A 17782-nucleotide genomic window follows, 5' to 3' on the forward strand; every position below is an offset into this window, starting at 1 on the left:
CGGTTAAAGGGTGCGGCGGCCCTTGACCAGCAGCCAGATGAAGAAGGGGGCGCCCAGCAGGGCGGTGATGATGCCGACCGGCATCTCGGCCGGTGCCAGCAGGGTGCGGGCCAGCATGTCGGCGCCCAGCAGCAGGGCGGCCCCGAGCAGGGCGGAGAGCGGCAGCAGCCGGACGTGGTTGGGGCCGGCCAGCAGTCGCACCAGATGGGGCACCACCAGGCCGACGAAACCTATCATGCCGGCCACCGCCACCGCCACGCCGACCCCGGCGGCAGTGAGCAGGATCAGCCGCCGTTTGAGGGACTGCACCTGGATGCCGAGGTGGCGGGCCTCCCCTTCACCCAGCAGCAGGGCGTTGAGGGGGTTGGCATCGCGCATGAACAGAATGAGCAGGGCAACCAGGGTCAGCAGCGCCAGCGCCACGTCCACCGGCTTGCCTGCCGCCAGCGACCCCATCTGCCACAGGCTCAGGTTGCGCAGCATCTGATCGTCGGCGAGATAGGTGAGCAGACCGATCACGGCGCCAGAGAGCGCCGTGATGGCGACGCCGGCCAGCAGCATGACGGTGACCGAGGTGCCTCCCTCCCGGGTGCCGAGCAGATAGACGAGGGTGGTGGTCAGCGCCCCGCCGAGGAAGGCGAGCAGGGGCAGCAGGCCGAGGCCGAGCAGGCTCTGCCACTGCTGGCCGAGGGGGGCCAGCAGCACGATGGCCAGCGCCGCCCCGAGCGCCGCCCCGCCGGAGACCCCGATGATGCCGGGGTCGGCCAGGGGGTTGCGAAACAGCCCCTGCATCACGGCGCCGCAGAGGCCGAGAATCCCCCCCACGGCGATGCAGAGCAGGGTGCGTGGCAGGCGGATCTCCTGCACGATCAGCAATTTATGGGCCTCAATCCCGCTCCCTTGGCCAGCGAACAGGGCACGCAGGCTCTCGCCAAAGGAGAGGGTCATGGGGCCGGTGGCCAGCGACCCGACCAGCAGCAGCGCCAGTGCGCCGCCGGTGAGGCACAGCAGCCAGGGCAGTGGCAGACGCATCATGAACCCAGCTTGATCCACTTGGCGATCTGGCTGGCCTGCTGCAGCGAGGTGAGGCTGAGCCCCCCTTGCAGGGCGTGACCATCGATGGCATGGATGGCTCTGTTCTTGCCGGCCGGGGTGGCGGAAAGGGCGGGCACCTGGCTCAGCACGGTTTCAGGATCCTGATACTGCTGCCAGTCGCGGCCGCTCACCAGCACCAGATCGGGCTGCAGTTCGATCAGGGATTCGGTGGAGACGGGCTTGTAGTCTTGCAGCTGGGCCACCGGGTTGATGCCGCCGGCCAGGGTGAGCAGGGCGCTGGCGGTGGTGTTGCCGCCGGCGATGCTGGTGGGCTGGCCCTTGTGCAATAGCAGGAAGACCACCTTGAGCGGCTTGTTCTGCTTGGCCTGAGCGGCCAGCAGCTCGCTCTGGGTCTGGATTTCGGCCTTCAGACGGGTGCCGGCGGCCGGGTCCTTGAGCAGGGTGGCCAGGGTATCGATGCGCTGGTTGAGGTTGGCGAGGGTGGGGGCGGTGGGCAGCACGTCCACCGCGACCCCGGCCCGGCGCAGCTGCTCCAGGGCGGGCGGCGGCCCCATCTCGTCGCTGCCGACCAGCCGGGTCGGCGCCAGGCTCAGGATCCCTTCGGCGGCGAGGGCGCGGTGATAGCCAACCCGCGGCAGGTTCTTCGGCTCCGGGCTGCTGATGTCGGTGGCGATGAGGCTCTGCTCGCCCCCGAGTGCCAGAATGAGTTCAGTGGTGGCCGGGCCTATGCTGACGATACGTTCCTGCGCCAGAGTGGGCAGGGACAGGGCTGAGCAGCCGAGCAGGCTGAGTGCGAGGGCAAAACGACGGCCCATGCTAACCTCCGAAGGGTGAATGAAGTGGGATTGCCGCCGAGAATATCAAGCCGTCGAAAAAAATGCACTGAGAATGAAAGCGATTATCAATTGCATTGGTTTGGGGCCTTCATTACAGTATCCGCCATGACAGAACAGGGATGCCGCAGGCATCCCAAGGGAGAACCGATGAGCATTGCACAACGCATTCATGGGCTGCTGGCACAAGATCCCGGCGCTCACCCGTCCACCATCGCCGCCGAGCTGGCCGTCAGCGAATGGGAGGTGGTGCGCCACCTGCCGGCCGAGCTGGTTACCCTGGTGCCCGCCGAGCAGGCAGAAGCCCTGCTGGCGGATCTGGCCGACTGGGGCCAGGTGACCACCATCGTCGAATCCGACGGCTCCATCTTCGAGGTGAAGGCCCCCTTCCCCCGCGGCAAGAGCGCCCGTGGCTACTACAACCTGATGGGGCGTGACGGCGAGATGCACGGCCACCTCAAGCTCGACAACGTGGTCGGTATTGCTCTGGTCAGCAAGCTGTTCATGGGCAAGGAGGGGCACTCCTTCCAGTTCTTCGGCCACAGCGGTCGCTGCATTTTCAAGGTCTATCTGGGGCGTGACGAGCAGCGTCAGCTGCTGCCGGCCCAGGTGGAACGCTTCATGGCCCTGCGCCACCAGTATCAAGAGGAAGTCAAAGCATGAGTGAACGTCAGGAGCGTCTGCAGAACCGCCTGCAACCGGAGATCCGCGAGTTTCGCGACGGTTGCCGCACCCTGCAGCTGGCGACGGTGGACAGTGAAGGCAACCCCAATGCCAGCTATGCCCCCTTCGTGCTGCAGGAAGATGGCTACTATGTGCTCATCTCCGAGATCGCCCGCCACGCCCGCAACCTGCAACAGGTGCCCAAGGTGTCGCTGATGCTGATCGAGGACGAGAACGGGGCCCGCGAACTGTTTGCCCGCAAGCGCCTCACCTTCGATGCGGTGGCCGAAGTGGTGGCCCGCGACGACGTGCGCTGGGAGCAGGCCATTGCGGCGCTGGAAGGGCGCTTCGGCGAGATAGTCAAAGGGCTCTCCAACCTCAAGGACTTCGTGCTGTTTCGCCTCAAGCCTGAGCAGGGGCTGTTCGTCAAGGGCTTCGGCCAGGCGTTCCGGGTCTCCGGCGACGAGCTGGTGGACTTCGTCCACCTGGTGGAAGGGCACAAGCGCGTCGACAACGGTGCCGAGCTGACCAGCCCGGCCGATGCGCCGGTCTGATCTACGCGATCACGAACATGACAAAACGGGCAGCCCTGGGGCTGCCCGTTTTTTTATGGACGGTTTTCCCTCAATCCTGCCAGGAGGCCTTGTTGGGAAAGGCGTCGCGGTCGGCCCGGGTGGCGGTCTCGTTGCATTCACCCCGGATCTTCCAGGAGGTCTGGCTGAGCACTATGTAGCCTTCGCGGCAGTACTTGCGTTCGGTCAGCGCCTGGGTGAGCTGGGCATCCTGCAGCGCTTCGCGCCGCTCCAGCAGGCTCTTGTTCCTGCTCAGCCTGCTGCCGTCATCGTTCTGCAGGCGGGTAGGCAGGGTATCGAGCGGGGCGGCCTCGAAGGTGAAGCGCTTGCTCCCCTCCTCGTTGATGTGGGTCCTGAACAGGGGGGCCGGGCCATCCGGCTGGCGCCCCGGCAAGCCGGAGCAGGCGGTGATTGCCGGTAACAGCAGCGTGAAGGCAACGGCAGAGAGTAGACGCACACAAGACTCCAATCGGGTGATCGCTTCAAAGCGGGCAGATTAACATGCCGGCTCGGGTTGGGTGGCGCCGAGCAGCTCATCCGTCGTGAGCAGGGTCACGCTTCTGCCTTTTGGCAGGCTGAGGTGACGCCACATCCAGTGATGGTGCTCGATGATCTGCTCCGCGCTCAGGTGGGGTCGGTCCGCCGTGGTGTGGGCGTCGGTCACCGCCACCACCTCGAAACCGCGGGCGGCGGCGCTGCGCAATGTGGTGTCGACGCAAAAATCGGTGGCACAGCCGCAGACGAGCAGCCTGTCTACCGGCTGCTCCGCCAGCAGGAAACCGAGCTCGGTATCGAGAAAGCTGTCGCAGGCTGTCTTGCTCACCCGGCTGTCATGCCCCTGCGGGGCGAGATCGGCGTGCAGCTGCCAGCCCGGACTGGCGGGATCCACTTCGGAACCGGGGGCATCGTGCTGCACATAGATGACACGACCCTGTTCTGCCCGCACGCGCTCGGCCAATCGATTGATATTGGCGATGACCTGGGCGTCCTGATGGCGAGGCTGAGTGAACAGCCCCTGTTGCATGTCGATGACCAGTAACACATCCATATGAAATCCTTGGGCAATTGTTTGTCAGGGTGGCAGCCACTGGGCTCCTCAGACGCAAGGTCAGGGTTGCAGCCACTGGCTGCAGTCACGACTGCGGGATTGATGCAGTGCGCCCATATCTTGCTTCATTTCATCGGCATTTAGCCAGCGTTCCGGCAGGGGGGCGATGCCGACCCGCACGTCGGCCACCCGGCCGGCTGCCGCTGCTTGCTCCTTACCCGCTTGCGGCGCCGTCAGCTCAGGCACGACCAGCGCCACCTTGAGGGCCGGGTTGCGGCTGGCGATGCGGCTAGCCAGCCCCAGTCCCCCCTCCACGTGGAAGTTGCCGGCGATGTGCATGATGCGCCGGCCCGGGTGGCTGCGCAGGTAATCCACCATGCTCTCGGCCATGGTGTCGTCCCAGCTGGTCTGGGCGGCAAAACGGCGGGCGTTGCCGTCGGCATCCCCATGATGGAGCGATGCCATGAATTTCTGGCGATAGGGGTCATCGCCGAGGGTGAGGGTGCGGGCCAGCTGGCTGCGACGGCTGGCGGGCAGCTGATCCAGCCAGGCCGGCCCCTCCTGGCCGACACAGCTCACCAGCGGTTTGGGCGCATTGGCGGCGATGACCGGCAGGTGGCGCGCCTTGGCGAACTCCACCAGCGGGCGATAGTCGCTCGGGTAGTTGGGCCAGGCGTTGCCGTCGCGAATGAGGGCTGCCTCGCCGATGCGACCGGCCAGGTAGGCATCCAGCACCGGCTGATCGGCGCGGCTGAACTGCTCCATGGAGAGCACCAGGGGGCGGCCGTCTGCCTGTGCCGTGTCGGCCAGGCCCGCCAGCATTCTGGCCTGCAGCAGGTGCACCGCCGGGTGGGTGTGCAGCTCGCCCACCAGCACTATGTCGGCATCCGCCACCCGGGCCAGGGCCTGCTCCAGGGTGAGCGCATCCCCCTGAGTGGCCTTGAGCTGATAGTGATAGAGGGTGCCGGCATCGTTGACGGGGGCCGTCGTGGCACAGGCGGCCAGCAGCAGGGGCAGGGTGAGCAGGGGCAGAAGTCGGGTCATGGGTGTCTCGCAGCGATGAGGTGCCTGCACCATACAATGGCAGCATGGCGGGCGGGAAAACAGAGGGGCGTAGTGTAGAACCTAATTATAACAAAAGAAAATGAGAATGATTCCGTTTATTATTGATCTTTGTTGAGAGGTGAGTAAGATGCCTGCTGTTTGATAACAGTTCTCAATAAGGATTTGCAGTGGCCCATAACAACACCCTATCGCTGGTCGCCCTTGCCGTGGCGGCCGGCCTCGCTTCCCCGGTTTTTGCGGCGGACAAGAAAGCAGATGACGTCATGGTGGTCAGTGGCTCCCGGATGGAGCAGAAACTGGAAGATGTCTCCGGTCCCATCTCGGTCATTACCGCCGAACAGATTGAAGAGCAGGTGGTGAGCAACGTCGCCGACCTGTTCCGTTACGAGCCGGGCGTCACCGCCCTCGGCGGTGCCGGCGATGCCCAGACCTTCATCATTCGCGGCATGGGTGAGAACCGGGTCAAGATAGTGCGCGACGGCGTGCGCGAGAATGACGCCTACAAGAACGGCGGCGTGGGCCAGAGCTATTTCGACACCGACATGATCAAGCAGGTCGAGGTGGTCAAGGGGCCGGCCTCGGCCGCCTACGGCTCCGATGCACTGGGTGGCGTCATCGCCATCACTACCAAGGATGCGGCGGATTTCCTCAAGGGGCGCGACAGCTATCTGGACGCCACCTCCGGCTATGCCTCCAGCAGCCACCAGAAGATGGCGGGCTTTACCGGTGCCCTGCGTACCGGCGAGCTGGAAAACCTGCTGCGCTACACCTGGCGTGACGGCGGGGTGACCCAGAACTACGACAGCGACAAGAACGAGTTCGACATCGTCAGTCAGGCCGTGCTGTTCAAGAGCCAGTGGAACCTGAGCGATAGCCAGTTCCTCAAGCTGACCGTCGACTACTTCACCGAGGGTCAGGATCCCGACGCGGTCGACCTCACCAAGGCGGGCTCTGTCTTCAACCAGCCGATCACCGACAAGGATACCGACAACCTGTCGCTGGTGCTGGATCACGGCATCGCCCTGCAGGCGCCCTGGGTCGATCGCATCGACAGCAAGATCTACTACGCCCGCACCAAGCAGACCATGGATCAGTACGCCTCCTCCAAATACCCGGTGCGGCCGACCAACCCCTATGTGACCAAGAACTCGCTGGATCACAACGGTTTCGAGCAGAAGAGTCTGGGCGCCCAGGTGAAGTTCAGCAAGGCGCTGGATAGCCAGCGACTGGCCTGGGGCCTGGAGTATGAGCACACCGACAACGAGCGGACCCGCTTCAAGGCGCCGACCGTGCCGGGGGATTTTGAAGGCTACAGCGAGCTGAGCTTCCCCTCCACCACCACAGAGCACGGCGCCCTGTGGGCGTTCGACGAGCTGAAGTTCGGCGAGCGCTGGGTGCTGACGCCGGGGGCCCGCTATGACTACTACCGGATGAACCCGGATCAGGATCCCGCCTACACGGGCGAGAATCTCAAACGCTTCTCCGAAGGGGAGTTCTCGCCCAAGCTGGGACTGGTATTCAAGGCGCACGAGGCGGCCAACCTGTTCGCCCAGTACAGCCACGGCTACAAGACCCCCATGTATGACAACGCCTTCTCCACCCTGAACCACCAGGCGTACGGCTATCGCATCGAGCCCAACACCAACCTCAAGCCCGAGAGCAGCGACGGCATCGATCTGGGGGTGCGCGGCAGCGCCGGCGGCTTCAGCTATGAAGTGGCCACCTTCTACAACAAGTACGACGACTTCATCGAGCTGGGCCAGGTGAGCACCGAAGGGCGCACCGCCGTCTACCAGTACCAGAACCTGGACAAGGCCACCACCAAGGGGGCCGAGGCCAAGGCGGACTACTGGCTGAACGATCTGGTCAACGTCTGGGGCAACCTCTCCTACATCGAGGGCAAGGATGGCGATGGCAACTACATCAACAGCCTGAGCCCGCTCAAGGGGACCCTGGGGGTACGACTGGAGCAGGCCAACTGGAACATCAACACCGCTCTGCGCTTTGCCGACGACATGAGCAAGGTGGGCAAGGATGCCAAGGGCAACGACAACATCAAGAGCGCGGGCTGGGGCGTGGTGGACATCTACGCCCAGTTCAAGCCGGTGCAGGATCTGCAGTTCAACGTGGGCGTCTTCAACCTGTTTGACAAGGAGTACGTCAACTACGAGAGCATCACGGGGCAGAGCGCCAGTGCCAGCACCAGCAACAAGACCGAGCCGGGCCGCAACCTGAGTGCACGGGTCAAGTACGTGTTCTGATGAATACCCATCACGACAAGGGGCCTGCGGGCCCCTTTTTCATGGCGCAAGCGAGCGGCCAAAAAGAAACCCGCCGGTGGCGGGTGGAAGGATTGCAACACTAACCAGGAGGAGGTGTTACTCGATAGACACCAGTCTTGCGCCAATAGTTCAATTTTATTGATGTTTTTCACTATTATCTGAGCGGCTTCCCGCCCGGGATCGCAGGATCCCCACCGGCAAATCGGTTATCATTTGTGCCCCATCTTCCCCCTTGCCGAGGATCTATGCCCGCCTTCTCCTGGTTAGCCCTGTTTTTTGGTGCTTTCTACTTCGTCTATGGTGCCTATCTGCCGTTCTGGTCGCTCTGGCTGGAGGGGATCGGGGTGAGCGCCGAGATGATAGGCCTGCTGCTCGGTGCCGGCATGGCAATCCGCTTTGCCGGCAACCTGATGGTGATGGGGCAGATCAAGGGGGCGGGGCACCTGCTGCCGGTCACCCGCCTGCTCTGCCTGCTCAGTCTGCTGGCCTTCCTCGGCTTTTATCTCAGCCACAATCTCTGGTGGCTGGTGGGACTGACCCTGGTGGCGAACTTCATCTACCCGACCCTGATGCCGGTGGGGGAGGCGCTGGCTACCCGCATGGTGGTGCAGGCGCACCTCGACTACGGCAAGGTACGCCTGTGCGGCTCCTTTGCCTTCATCGTCGCCTCGACCCTGGTGGGGGCCCTGGTGGGGAATTTTGGCAGCGAGTGGGTGCTGCACACCATGGTGGCCGGGCTGCTGTTGATGCTGCTGCTCAGCTGGCTGCCGCTGCACCCGGTGCCGCGGGACATCCAGGGCGAGCGGGCCAAGGCCTCCCTGCTCGATACCCTCAAGTCCCCCCAGGTGCGCCGCTTCCTGCTGATCTCCGCCCTGCTGCAGGGCAGTCACGCCGCCTATTACGGCTTCAGCGCCATTCACTGGAAGGCGGCGGGCTACAGCGGTACCACCATCGGCTATCTGTGGGCGCTGGGGGTGGTGGCGGAGATCGGCATGTTCGCCGCCGACAAGCGCTTCCTCAACCGCTTCGGCGCCCAGACCCTGTTCCTGGTGGGGGCGCTGGGCTGCGTGGTGCGCTGGATCCTGCTCGGTGCCTCCACCGAGATCCTGGTGCTGGTGGCGGGCCAGCTGCTGCATGCGGTCACCTTCTGCGTCAGCCACCTCGGCGCCGTGCGCTTCATGACCCGCCAGCTGCCGGCCGAGCAGCTGATCCCGACCCAGGCGCTCTATGCGGCGCTGGGGCTCGGCATGACGGTGGCCGCCCTGATGACCCTGTGCGGTCTGCTTTACGAACCGCTGGGGGGCAGTATCTTCTTCCTGATGGTGCTGGTGGTGCTGCCGGTGTTCGTGCTGCGCCTGCGCCCAGCTGCGCCGTCTGGGCAGGGGCATGCTCCGGTCTGATACCGACCCGTCTGAATCATCACACAGCAAAAGGGAGAGCCATGGCTCTCCCTTTTTCGTTGCGGCGTGCGGCGTTACCGCGCTTCGCCAAGATAGTAGCGGCTCAGACGGCGCCAGGTCTCCGAGCCTATGGTGCCAGCAAGCAGCTCATTGGATGCGGTATCAAAGCGACCATCCGGCAGCCAGCCCAGCTGGGGCAGCAGCCGGGCCAGGGTGGCGTCATTGTGCTGCAGCTCCCTGTCCAGGGTTTCCCAGAAGGCGCTCCCCTTGACGTAAAAGAGCGGGTAATAGGATCGATCCCCTGCCATCACCTCGCGGGCCGCCCGATAGAGGCCGCTCTCGCCATGGGGCAACTGCTTGCCCCGTTCGGCCAGCTCGTTGACCGCCGTGACCTGATGCAGCCGAAAGCGGCGCAGCGCCTTGATGGCAAGGTACTCGGCAAGGCTCTCGTTGACCCAGGTGGGCTGTGGCGCGGTGCTGAGGATGTGCACCGCCTCGTGGGCGGAGGTGCGCAGCAGACGCAGTGGCGCCTGTGGGGTCGGCTTGCCATCCCTGGTGGGGTAGTTGGCGACAAACACCTGATCCCCGGCGGCGCCGCCGAGGGAGCGGGTCGCCACATCCCGTCCCAGCCACACCAGCCGCCACGGGTAAGTGGGCGGGGTGACATCGAGCTGGAAAGCCAGATAGTCGATGATCTCGTTCAATTGTTGCTGCAGGGCCGGCATATCGAGCTGATTGGCCGTCTCGTCATGGCTGAGCAGCAGCCTGGGATCCCGTTCGGTGACGGGCACTGTGGCCAGACCAAATGGCAGGATCAGCGGCGGCTGGTTGAGGTCCGGCAGCGGCTGGCAACTGCCATCCGGCAGACAGACGTCCCCTTGGCGACTCCCTTGCTGGCGCACCAGATTGCCCCATTCGGTCAATAGCCACCGATTGGGGGCAAACAGTAGCGACTCCTGGGCCGAGGCATCGGCCCCCAGGGCTGGCGCCGGGGTGAGGGTTACCTGCCAGCCGACTTCTTGGCAGGAGAAGGGCTGGTTGAGGGCCACCGGCTGGTTGTCTGCAAGACAGACCAGCTTGGGTGAAACCGGTGAGGAACTGCTCGGCAACTGACGAGGGGGGAGCAGGGTAAAAGGGGGATTGCCCTGCATCGTAAGGCGTATCTGCAACTCATTGGCACGGCTGCCCTGCTCTACAAGGTAGCGGGGGCCGCTGGTGCCATCGGCGGCGCAGGCCCACAGCGGCAGCAACCACAGGGCACACAGGGTGAGATGGCGACTCATAGGGGATCAACGCTCCTCCTCGAAGGCCAGCAGATCCCCGGGCTGGCAGCCCAGTTCGCGGCAGATCGCCTCCAGGGTGGAGAAGCGAACCGCCTTGGCATGGCCGTTTTTCAGGATGGAGAGGTTGGCTTCTGTGATGTTGACCCGCAGGGCCAGCTCGCGGGCGGTCATCTTGCGTTCGGCCAGCAGGGCATCGAGTCGGATGATGATGGGCATGGGATCCTCACACCGTCAGTTGTTGTTCATCGGCCAGCAGTTTGGCCTCGCGCATCACCAGGGCCAGTGCCGAGACGATCAACCCGGCCAGCAGCAGCTGAAAGTCCGACGAGCTGATGTTGATCTTGCCGTGCAGCTCGGGTCCCGGCAGGGTGAGCACTATGTCCAGCAGCGGCGTCGTGCCGATCTTGGTGACGAAGCTGACGCAGAGCAGCAGGCCGATCCACTGGTAGCGACGGATCTGGCTGAAGGTGAACAGCATGGCCTGCCGGTAGCCGCGAAACAGCTGGAGCAGCTGCCACAGCATCAGCATGAACACCAGATCCGGCAGCAGCATCACCAGGGTGCCCAGCAGGCGGGTTCCCAAAGTGAGGGGATAGTCGGCAACGGCGGGTTGGGTGCTGGCCTGCGGGAGCGACTCCGTGGTCAGGGGTACCTTGCCGAGCACCGAACTCTCTTCCACATTCAGCGCTTCTTGCAGCTCCTGCTGCAGGTAGTCGCTGCCGCCGATCAGGTGTGACCAGACCCCCATGACCGTCAGGACGGGGGTGGCCAGCAGAGTAGCCAGCAGGATCCATTCGATCAGGCTGCTCATGCGTTCGAGCTTGTTCTGTTTCATCGTTTACCTCTTTGAGTGAAAGGGTGGGCCACGCGTAGCGCCGAGTTATCGTTTATCAATAAACACAGCCTGATGTTTATCGTTTTTCGATATTTATTCAACCGTTTTTTATTGAAAAACGATAAATTCTCGCCGCAATAAGGAGATGACATTTTCCGGGCAGCTCTCTAGACTGGCTGCTGCTGCGCTTGAATCTTCAACACGGACAAGAGGTTACAGATGCACCAGGGATGGTTGCTGATCGGATTGTCGCTCTCCTACCTGGGGCTGCTGTTTCTGATCGCCTACGTGGCGGACAAGAACAAACGGCGTCGCCTCCAGGGCCAGCCCCTGCTCTACAGCCTGTCGCTGGCGGTCTACTGCACCTCCTGGACCTTCTTCGGCACGGTGGGCCAGGCCAGCGAGTCGCCCTGGTCGCCCGTGCCCATCTATCTGGGCCCAATGCTGGTGTTTCTGTTCGGCTGGCGCTTGCTGGCTCGCCTCATCCTGGTGGCCAAGCGCGAGCACATCACCTCCATCGCCGACTTCATCGCCGCCCGTTACGGCAAGTCCCAGCGCCTCGCCATGGTGATCGCGCTGATCGCCATCATGGGCATACTTCCGTACCTGGTGCTGCAGCTCAAAGCCATCGTCACCGGGCTGGATCTGCTGATGGCCAACCCTGTGCCCGCCGGCCCCACCGGCAATACCGCCGGGCTGGCCCTTGGGGTGGCCCTGCTGCTGGCCCTCTTCAGCATCTTGTTTGGCACCCGCCATCTGGACGCCACCGAGCACCACCGCGGCATGGTGGTGGCCATCGCCTTCGAATCCGTGGTCAAGCTGCTCGCCTTCATGGCGGTGGGGAGCTTCGCGCTCTGGCTCATCCTCAGCAAGCCGAGCCAGGCCCGCACCCTGGTGGCCAGCGATTTTCTCGATGCGGTGGTGGCGGTGACGCCGGGCAGCCTGCTGGAGCTCGCCATCTACACCCTGGTGGCCATGTGCGCCGTCATCTGCCTGCCGCGCCAGTTTCACGTTACCGTGGTGGAGAACAACCAGGGCCAGGATCTGCACTGGGCGCGCTGGTTGTTCCCGCTCTACCTGTTCATGATGGGACTCTTCATCTGGCCGCTGGCGCTGGCGGGCAAGCAGTGGGTGGGGGCCGGCATGGCCTCGGATACCTATGTGATCAGCCTCCCCATGTCGCTCGGGTTCGACGGCATGGCGCTGCTGGCGTTTCTCGGCGGCACTTCGGCGGCCACCGGCATGGTGATCGTCTGCACCATAGCGCTGGCCATCATGGTCAGCAACGATCTGGTGCTGCCGGTGCTGCTGCGCCGCTTCTGGCAGCAGGGGCGGGACGAGCGGCTGGTGCGCCTGCTGCTGCAGGTGCGCCGCGGCGCCATCCTGCTGATCCTGCTGGCGGCCTGGGGACTCTACCTCTGGCTCGGGGATCTCACCAGCCTGTCACGCATCGGTTATCTGTCGTTCGGTGCGGTGGCCCAGTTCGCACCGGCCCTGCTGCTCGGCCTCTACTGGCGGCACGGCAACCGCAAGGGGGTCTATCTCGGCCTCGCCCTCGGGGTGAGCCTCTGGTTCGCCACCCTGCTGGCGGAGAGCGGCCTGCTGGCCGGCTCGCCACTGGCGACCCTGCTGGCGCCGCCCGACTGGCCTGCGGTGCGCGACCTGAGCCTGGGGGCCTGGTGCATCTTCCTGAGCCTGTTGCTCAACCTGGCCGGCTATGTGGCGGGCTCCCTGCTCTCCCGCCCCGCGGTGAGCGAGCGGTTGCAGGCGGCCAACTTCGTCGGCAAGCCGAGCCGCGACACAACGGCGCTCTATCAGGCGCGGGTCTCGGTCAAGGAGCTGGAGATGCTGGCGGCCCGCTTCGTCGGCTCGAGCCGGGTCAAGCGCGCCTTCGGCCGTTTCGCCGGCGAGCGAGGCGGCACCCTGGCGCCCCAGATGCAGGCCTCCGCCGAGCTCATCGCCCACACTGAGCGGCTGCTGGCCGGGGTGTTCGGCACCTCGTCCGCGCGGCTGGTGCTGGCCTCGGCCCTGCAGGGGCGCAACATGCAATTGGAAGAGATCGCCACCATAGTGGACGAGGCCTCTGACGTGTTTCGCTTCAATCGCGGCCTGCTGCAGGGGGCCATCGAACACATGGGGCAGGGGATCTCGGTGGTGGACCGGGAACTCAAGCTGGTGGCCTGGAACCGGCGCTACATCGAGCTGTTCCACTATCCCCCCGGCCTCATCCAGGTGGGCCGCCCCATCGAGGAGATCATCCGCTACAACGCCCAGCAGGGGCTGTGCGGCCCCGGTGATGTGGAGGCCCAGGTGGCGCGGCGGGTCGCCTTCATGCAGCGCGGCAGCCAGCACATCTCGGCCCGCGAGCGCCCCGATGGCCGGGTGATCGAGATGCAGGGCAACCCCATGCCGGCGGGCGGCTTCGTGATGACCTTTACCGACATCACCCCGTTTCGCGACGCTGAGCGGGTGCTGCGCGAGGCCAACGAACACCTGGAGGCGCGGGTGGCCGAGCGCACCCACGAGCTTTCCGAGCTCAACCGCCAATTGCTGCTGGTGAACCAGCAGGTGGAGCGGGCCAACCACTCCAAGAGCCGCTTCCTGGCGGCGGTGAGCCACGATCTGACCCAGCCCCTCAACGCCGCCAAGCTGTTCACCTCCTCCCTGCTGGAGATGCTGCCGCCGGCGGACGAGCCGGCCCGCATCGCCCGCCACATCGACGATGCGCTGGGGGCGACCGAGGATCTCATCACCGATCTGCTCGACATCTCGCGCCTCGAGGCGGGCAAGTTCAAGGCCAAGAAGCTGGATTTCGCCCTGCGCGACGTGTTCGATAACCTCAAGGCGGAGTTCGGGGTGCTGGCCCAGGCGGGGGAGATCCAGTTCTCGGTGGTGGAGAGCAGCCTCGCGGTCTACAGCGACGTGCGCCTGCTGCGGCGGGTGCTGCAAAACTTCCTCACCAACGCCTTTCGCTACAACCCGGGCGGCCGGGTGCTGCTCGGCTGTCGCCGGCTCGGCGACAAGGTGCGCATCGAGGTGTGGGACAACGGCCCCGGCATTCCGGCCGACAAGCAGGAGGCGATCTTCGACGAGTTCTCCCGCCTCGATCACTCCCGCACTGCGCGGGAGCAGGGGCTGGGGCTCGGCCTTGCCATCGCCCGCGGCATCGCCCTGGTGCTTGGCCACAACCTGACCCTGCGCAGCTGGCCGGGGGCGGGCTCGGTGTTTGCCGTCACCCTCAACCTGGCGACCCGTCCTGTCGCAACGACGCAGGTGGCGGCCCCCGCCCAGCGCGACAGCCAACTGGAGGGGATCCGGGTGCTCTGCATCGACAACGAGAGCGATATCCTGATCGCCATGCAGTCACTGCTGGGGCGCTGGGGCTGCGAGGTGGTGTGCGCCCAGAGCCAGGCCCAGGCGGAGGATCTCATCGCCGGCGGCTTCCTGCCGCAGCTGGTGCTCTCCGATTACCATCTGGACGACGGCAAGACCGGATTGCAGGCGCTGCACATGCTGCGCCTCGCTCACGGCAACCATATCGGCGGCATCATCATCAGCGCGGATCGCAAGAGCGAGCTGCAGGCGCAGATCCGGGAACACGGCTACGGCTACATCAGCAAACCGGTCAAACCGCTCAAGCTGCGGGCGCTGATGAACAGCATCTTGCGGCCGGCCAAACTTGATGGTGATCACGAATCCGGGAATTCGTCCGATTTTTAATCGGCGGCCCCCAAGTGACAAGATCGGCACTTTCCGACCCGGAAATGTGCCTTTTCTTCTCGTTTGAGGCTCAAAACCGGTAAAAAGTGACTTATTAATAATCAATCAAGGGTTTGCCCTCTCTCCTTTGACTCCCTTATAGTCAGGTCGCGATTATTTTTATCGCAAATCAAGTTGTGCAAAAGGCAAACCGGACGAAAGTCCGGGACGCAAAGCTTCCGGTCTAAGGGTCAGCGGTACCTAGGATAGCGGGGCCACCACAGGTTGTTTCGTCCATGGGCCAAGCCATGGTGCGATGTTGTCTGCGTTACCTGTCAGGTTGCGTTGCCTTTTTCGTTATCTATTCCAAGAACGAAATAAGGATATTCAACTATGTTAAGTCCAAAACCCTCCGTACTGGCACTGATCGTCGGGGGGCTCTGCGCCTCCTCCGCCTTCGCTGCCGCCCCCGGCAAACCCACCATCGGCTGGGGCGAAACCAAGTTCGCCATCGTCGAAGTGGACCAGGCCGCCACCTCCTACAACAAGCTGGTGACGGTTCACAAGGATGGTGCCCCGGTCAGCGTGAGCTGGAACCTCTGGTCCGGTGATGTCGGCCAGACCGCCAAGGTACTGCTCGACGGCAAGGAGGTGTGGTCCGGCGCCGCCTCCGCCTCCGGCACCGCCAACTTCAAGGTCACCCAGGGGGGCCGCTACCAGATGCAGGTGGCCCTGTGCAACGCCGACGGCTGCACCCTCTCCGACAAGAAAGAGATCCTGGTGGCCGACACCGACGGCAGCCACCTGCTGCCGCTCAAGGCGCCGCTCAAGGAGAACAACAAGCCCTACGTCAACAAGACCGGCAAGGTGATGGGGGCCTACTACGTGGAGTGGGGGGTCTATGGTCGCAAGTTCACCGTGGACAAGATCCCGGCCCAGAACCTGACTCACATCCTCTATGGCTTCACCCCGATCTGCGGTGGCAACGGCATCAACGACAGCCTCAAAGAGATCTCCGGCAGCTTCGAGGCGCTGCAGCGCTCCTGTGCCGGCCGCGAGGACTTCAAGGTCTCCATCCACGATCCCTGGGCCGCCATCCAGATGGGGCAGGGCAACCTCACAGCCTATGACGAACCCTACAAGGGCAACTTCGGCAACCTGATGGCGCTCAAGAAGGCCTATCCGGACCTGAAGATCCTCCCCTCCATCGGTGGCTGGACCCTCTCCGATCCCTTCTTCTTCTTCGGTGACAAGGCCAAGCGCGACACCTTCGTCGGGTCGGTGAAGGAGTTCCTGCAGACCTGGAAATTCTTCGACGGGGTGGATATCGACTGGGAATTCCCGGGTGGCCTCGGGGCCAACCCCAACCTCGGCAGCCCCTCCGATGGCGAGACCTACGTGCTGCTGATGAAGGAGCTGCGCGCCATGCTCGACGAGCTGAGCGCAGAGACGGGCCGCACCTATGAGCTCACCTCCGCCATCAGTGCCGGCGGCGACAAGATTGCCAAGGTGGACTATCGCGCCGCCCAGCAATACATGAATCACATCTTCCTGATGAGCTACGACTTCAACGGCGCCTGGACCAACACCGGGTTGGGTCACCAGACCGCGCTCTACGAGTCGAGCTGGGATCCCAACACCAAGTACACCACCGACAAGGGGGTCAAGGCGCTGCTGGGTCAGGGCGTCGAGCCCGGCAAGGTGGTGGTGGGGGCCGCCATGTATGGCCGCGGCTGGACCGGCGTCAGCGGGTATCAGGGCAACAACCCCTTCACCGGCACCGCCACCGGCCCGATTGCGGGCACCGAAGCGGAAGGGATCTGGGAGAAGGGGGTCATCGATTATCGCGGCATCGCCAAGGGCAAGATGGCCGGCGACTGGCAGTACAGTTATGACGAAGTGGCCGAGGCACCGTCCGTGTTCAAGGCTGCCACCGGCGAGCTCATCACCTTCGATGACGAGCGCTCGGTCAAGGCCAAGGGGCAGTACGTGCTGGCCAACCAGCTCGGGGGCATGTTCGCCTGGGAAATCGACGCCGACAACGGCGACATTCTCAACGCCATGCACGAGGGGCTGGGCCACGGCGATAGCACACCGCCGGTCAACAAGCCGCCGGTGGCCAATGCCGGCACCGATCTCGCGGTGACCGGCCCGGCCGAGCTGGTGCTGGACGGTTCCTCCTCCCGCGATCCGGAAGGGGCGGTACTGAGCTACAGCTGGGCCCAGATCTCCGGTCCCAAGGCGACCCTGAGCGACGCCACCCAGGCCAAGGCCAAGGTGGCCGTCGATGCGGTGAGCCAGGACGTCAATCTGGTGTTCGAGCTGACCGTGACCGATGACCACAACCTCAGCGCCAAGGATCAGGTAGTGGTGACCAATAAGGCGCCGCAACCGAACCTGCCGCCGGTCGTCACGGTGCAGGACAAGGTCTCGGTGCAGGCCGGCAAGCAGGTGAGCATCACCGCCAACGCCAGCGATCCCAACGGCGACACCCTGAGCTATCAGTGGAGCGTGCCGGCCGGGCTCACCGCCAGCGGTCAGAACAGCAAGACCCTGGTAGTGACCGGCCCCAGCGTAACCGTGGAGACCGGCTATGACCTCACCGTCACCGTGACCGACGGCGCACTGGATGCCCAGGCCGCTACCCGCCTCACCGTGACCCCGGTCAGCGGTGGTGGCGACTGCAACGCCACCGATCCGGATGCCGCCAACTGGCCGGCCTGGAAGGCTGCAACCACCTACAACGGTGGCGAGAAGGTGAGCCACAACCAGCTGGTATGGCAGGCCAAATACTGGACCCAGGGCAATGAGCCGAGCCGCAGCGCCGATCAGTGGAAGCTGATAAGCCAGGTGCAGCTGGGTTGGGATGCCAATGTTGCCTATAACGCCGGTGACGTGACCAGCCACAACGGTCGCCAGTGGAAGGCCCAGTACTGGACCCGCGGCAACGAGCCAGGCAAGCACGACGTCTGGCAGGACATCGGCGCCACCAGCTGCAAGTAATTCACCATCCACAGGGGCATGCCAGGCATGCCCCTCCTTTTCC

General features: G+C 64.3%; 14 protein-coding genes and 1 riboswitch. Of the genes, 6 read left to right on the forward strand and 8 right to left on the reverse strand.

The features are described from left to right. Positions 1-3: 3 nt before the first annotated feature. Together BN1143_RS02605 and BN1143_RS02610 are read right to left on the reverse strand one after the other, a co-directional pair. Complete coding sequence (locus tag BN1143_RS02605; RefSeq protein ID WP_042049567.1) at positions 4-1035, reverse strand: FecCD family ABC transporter permease; 1032 nt, start codon at positions 1033-1035, stop codon at positions 4-6. Then, positions 1032-1871 (reverse strand): heme/hemin ABC transporter substrate-binding protein, encoded by an 840-nt coding sequence (locus tag BN1143_RS02610; RefSeq protein ID WP_042049569.1) that lies wholly within the window; start codon positions 1869-1871, stop codon positions 1032-1034. The genes BN1143_RS02605 and BN1143_RS02610 overlap by 4 nt, the downstream gene beginning before the upstream one ends. A gap of 168 nt (positions 1872-2039) precedes the next feature. Between BN1143_RS02610 and hutX the strand changes: the two genes are divergently transcribed. Next, positions 2040-2552: a heme utilization cystosolic carrier protein HutX gene (gene hutX / locus BN1143_RS02615; protein WP_005304096.1), complete on the forward strand. Its 513-nt coding sequence runs from the start codon at positions 2040-2042 to the stop codon at positions 2550-2552. Next, positions 2549-3106: a heme utilization protein HutZ gene (gene hutZ, locus BN1143_RS02620; RefSeq protein ID WP_011704904.1), complete on the forward strand. Its 558-nt coding sequence runs from the start codon at positions 2549-2551 to the stop codon at positions 3104-3106. Before hutX ends, hutZ begins: the two co-directional genes overlap by 4 nt. 70 nt (positions 3107-3176) lie before the next feature. Here hutZ and BN1143_RS02625 read toward each other — a convergent pair whose 3' ends face one another. The 3 genes from BN1143_RS02625 to BN1143_RS02635 are packed head-to-tail and all read right to left on the reverse strand — an operon-like array spanning position 3177 to position 5216. Then, entirely contained in the window at positions 3177-3581 is a 405-nt protein-coding gene (locus BN1143_RS02625) for a hypothetical protein (protein WP_017779150.1), read from the reverse strand. 39 nt (positions 3582-3620) lie between these two features. Continuing rightward, positions 3621-4172: a cysteine hydrolase family protein gene (locus BN1143_RS02630; protein ID WP_042049571.1), complete on the reverse strand. Its 552-nt coding sequence runs from the start codon at positions 4170-4172 to the stop codon at positions 3621-3623. Between the two features lie 60 nt (positions 4173-4232). Further along, complete coding sequence (locus BN1143_RS02635) at positions 4233-5216, reverse strand: ChaN family lipoprotein (RefSeq protein WP_017763883.1); 984 nt, start codon at positions 5214-5216, stop codon at positions 4233-4235. A 188-nt stretch (positions 5217-5404) separates the two neighbouring features. Between BN1143_RS02635 and BN1143_RS02640 the strand changes: the two genes are divergently transcribed. Next, a complete protein-coding gene (locus tag BN1143_RS02640) occupies positions 5405-7498 on the forward strand; it encodes a TonB-dependent hemoglobin/transferrin/lactoferrin family receptor (protein WP_042049573.1) in 2094 nt (697 codons plus the stop codon). 266 nt (positions 7499-7764) lie between these two features. After that, on the forward strand, positions 7765-8919 hold the full coding sequence (locus BN1143_RS02645) for a 3-phenylpropionate MFS transporter (protein WP_042049574.1): 1155 nt from the start codon (positions 7765-7767) through the stop codon (positions 8917-8919). A gap of 74 nt (positions 8920-8993) precedes the next feature. Here the strand turns inward: BN1143_RS02645 and BN1143_RS02650 are convergent, their stop codons facing one another. The 3 genes from BN1143_RS02650 to BN1143_RS02660 are packed head-to-tail and all read right to left on the reverse strand — an operon-like array spanning position 8994 to position 11037. Then, positions 8994-10202: a hypothetical protein gene (locus BN1143_RS02650; protein WP_042049577.1), complete on the reverse strand. Its 1209-nt coding sequence runs from the start codon at positions 10200-10202 to the stop codon at positions 8994-8996. 6 nt (positions 10203-10208) lie between these two features. Next, positions 10209-10418 carry a helix-turn-helix domain-containing protein gene (locus tag BN1143_RS02655; protein ID WP_005304071.1) on the reverse strand — a complete coding sequence of 70 codons (210 nt, stop codon included), beginning with the start codon at positions 10416-10418 and terminating at the stop codon, positions 10209-10211. Between the two features lie 7 nt (positions 10419-10425). Beyond that, the gene (locus BN1143_RS02660; RefSeq protein ID WP_042049578.1) at positions 10426-11037 is read right to left on the reverse strand and encodes a DUF2975 domain-containing protein; all 612 of its coding nucleotides are present in this window, start codon (positions 11035-11037) and stop codon (positions 10426-10428) included. A gap of 219 nt (positions 11038-11256) precedes the next feature. On the opposite strand from BN1143_RS02660, the gene BN1143_RS02665 reads away from it, so the two are divergent. Together BN1143_RS02665 and BN1143_RS02670 are read left to right on the forward strand one after the other, a co-directional pair. Then, positions 11257-14757, forward strand: a complete 3501-nt coding sequence (locus tag BN1143_RS02665) for a hybrid sensor histidine kinase/response regulator (RefSeq protein WP_017779157.1) — start codon at positions 11257-11259, stop codon at positions 14755-14757. 174 nt (positions 14758-14931) lie between these two features. Continuing rightward, positions 14932-15019: riboswitch (cyclic di-GMP riboswitch) on the forward strand. Between the two features lie 110 nt (positions 15020-15129). After that, positions 15130-17739, forward strand: a complete 2610-nt coding sequence (locus tag BN1143_RS02670) for a glycosyl hydrolase family 18 protein (RefSeq protein ID WP_042049580.1) — start codon at positions 15130-15132, stop codon at positions 17737-17739. Positions 17740-17782: the final 43 nt, after the last annotated feature.

Origin of the sequence: Aeromonas dhakensis (assembly GCF_000820305.1) — a bacterium.
Classification (GTDB): Bacteria; Pseudomonadota; Gammaproteobacteria; order Enterobacterales; family Aeromonadaceae; genus Aeromonas; species Aeromonas dhakensis.

Excerpts from the sequence above, each read along its gene's own strand:
- hutZ (WP_011704904.1), top strand. The coding sequence starts at position 2,549 with ATGAGTGAACGTCAGGAGCGTCTGCAGAACCGCCTGCAACCGGAGATC.
- BN1143_RS02665 (WP_017779157.1), top strand. The coding sequence starts at position 11,257 with ATGCACCAGGGATGGTTGCTGATCGGATTGTCGCTCTCCTACCTGGGG.
- BN1143_RS02635 (WP_017763883.1), bottom strand. The coding sequence starts at position 5,216 with ATGACCCGACTTCTGCCCCTGCTCACCCTGCCCCTGCTGCTGGCCGCC.
- BN1143_RS02655 (WP_005304071.1), bottom strand. The coding sequence starts at position 10,418 with ATGCCCATCATCATCCGACTCGATGCCCTGCTGGCCGAACGCAAGATG.
- BN1143_RS02610 (WP_042049569.1), bottom strand. The coding sequence starts at position 1,871 with ATGGGCCGTCGTTTTGCCCTCGCACTCAGCCTGCTCGGCTGCTCAGCC.
- hutX (WP_005304096.1), top strand. The coding sequence starts at position 2,040 with ATGAGCATTGCACAACGCATTCATGGGCTGCTGGCACAAGATCCCGGC.
- BN1143_RS02650 (WP_042049577.1), bottom strand. The coding sequence starts at position 10,202 with ATGAGTCGCCATCTCACCCTGTGTGCCCTGTGGTTGCTGCCGCTGTGG.
- BN1143_RS02670 (WP_042049580.1), top strand. The coding sequence starts at position 15,130 with ATGTTAAGTCCAAAACCCTCCGTACTGGCACTGATCGTCGGGGGGCTC.
- BN1143_RS02605 (WP_042049567.1), bottom strand. The coding sequence starts at position 1,035 with ATGATGCGTCTGCCACTGCCCTGGCTGCTGTGCCTCACCGGCGGCGCA.
- BN1143_RS02645 (WP_042049574.1), top strand. The coding sequence starts at position 7,765 with ATGCCCGCCTTCTCCTGGTTAGCCCTGTTTTTTGGTGCTTTCTACTTC.
- BN1143_RS02660 (WP_042049578.1), bottom strand. The coding sequence starts at position 11,037 with ATGAAACAGAACAAGCTCGAACGCATGAGCAGCCTGATCGAATGGATC.
- BN1143_RS02630 (WP_042049571.1), bottom strand. The coding sequence starts at position 4,172 with ATGGATGTGTTACTGGTCATCGACATGCAACAGGGGCTGTTCACTCAG.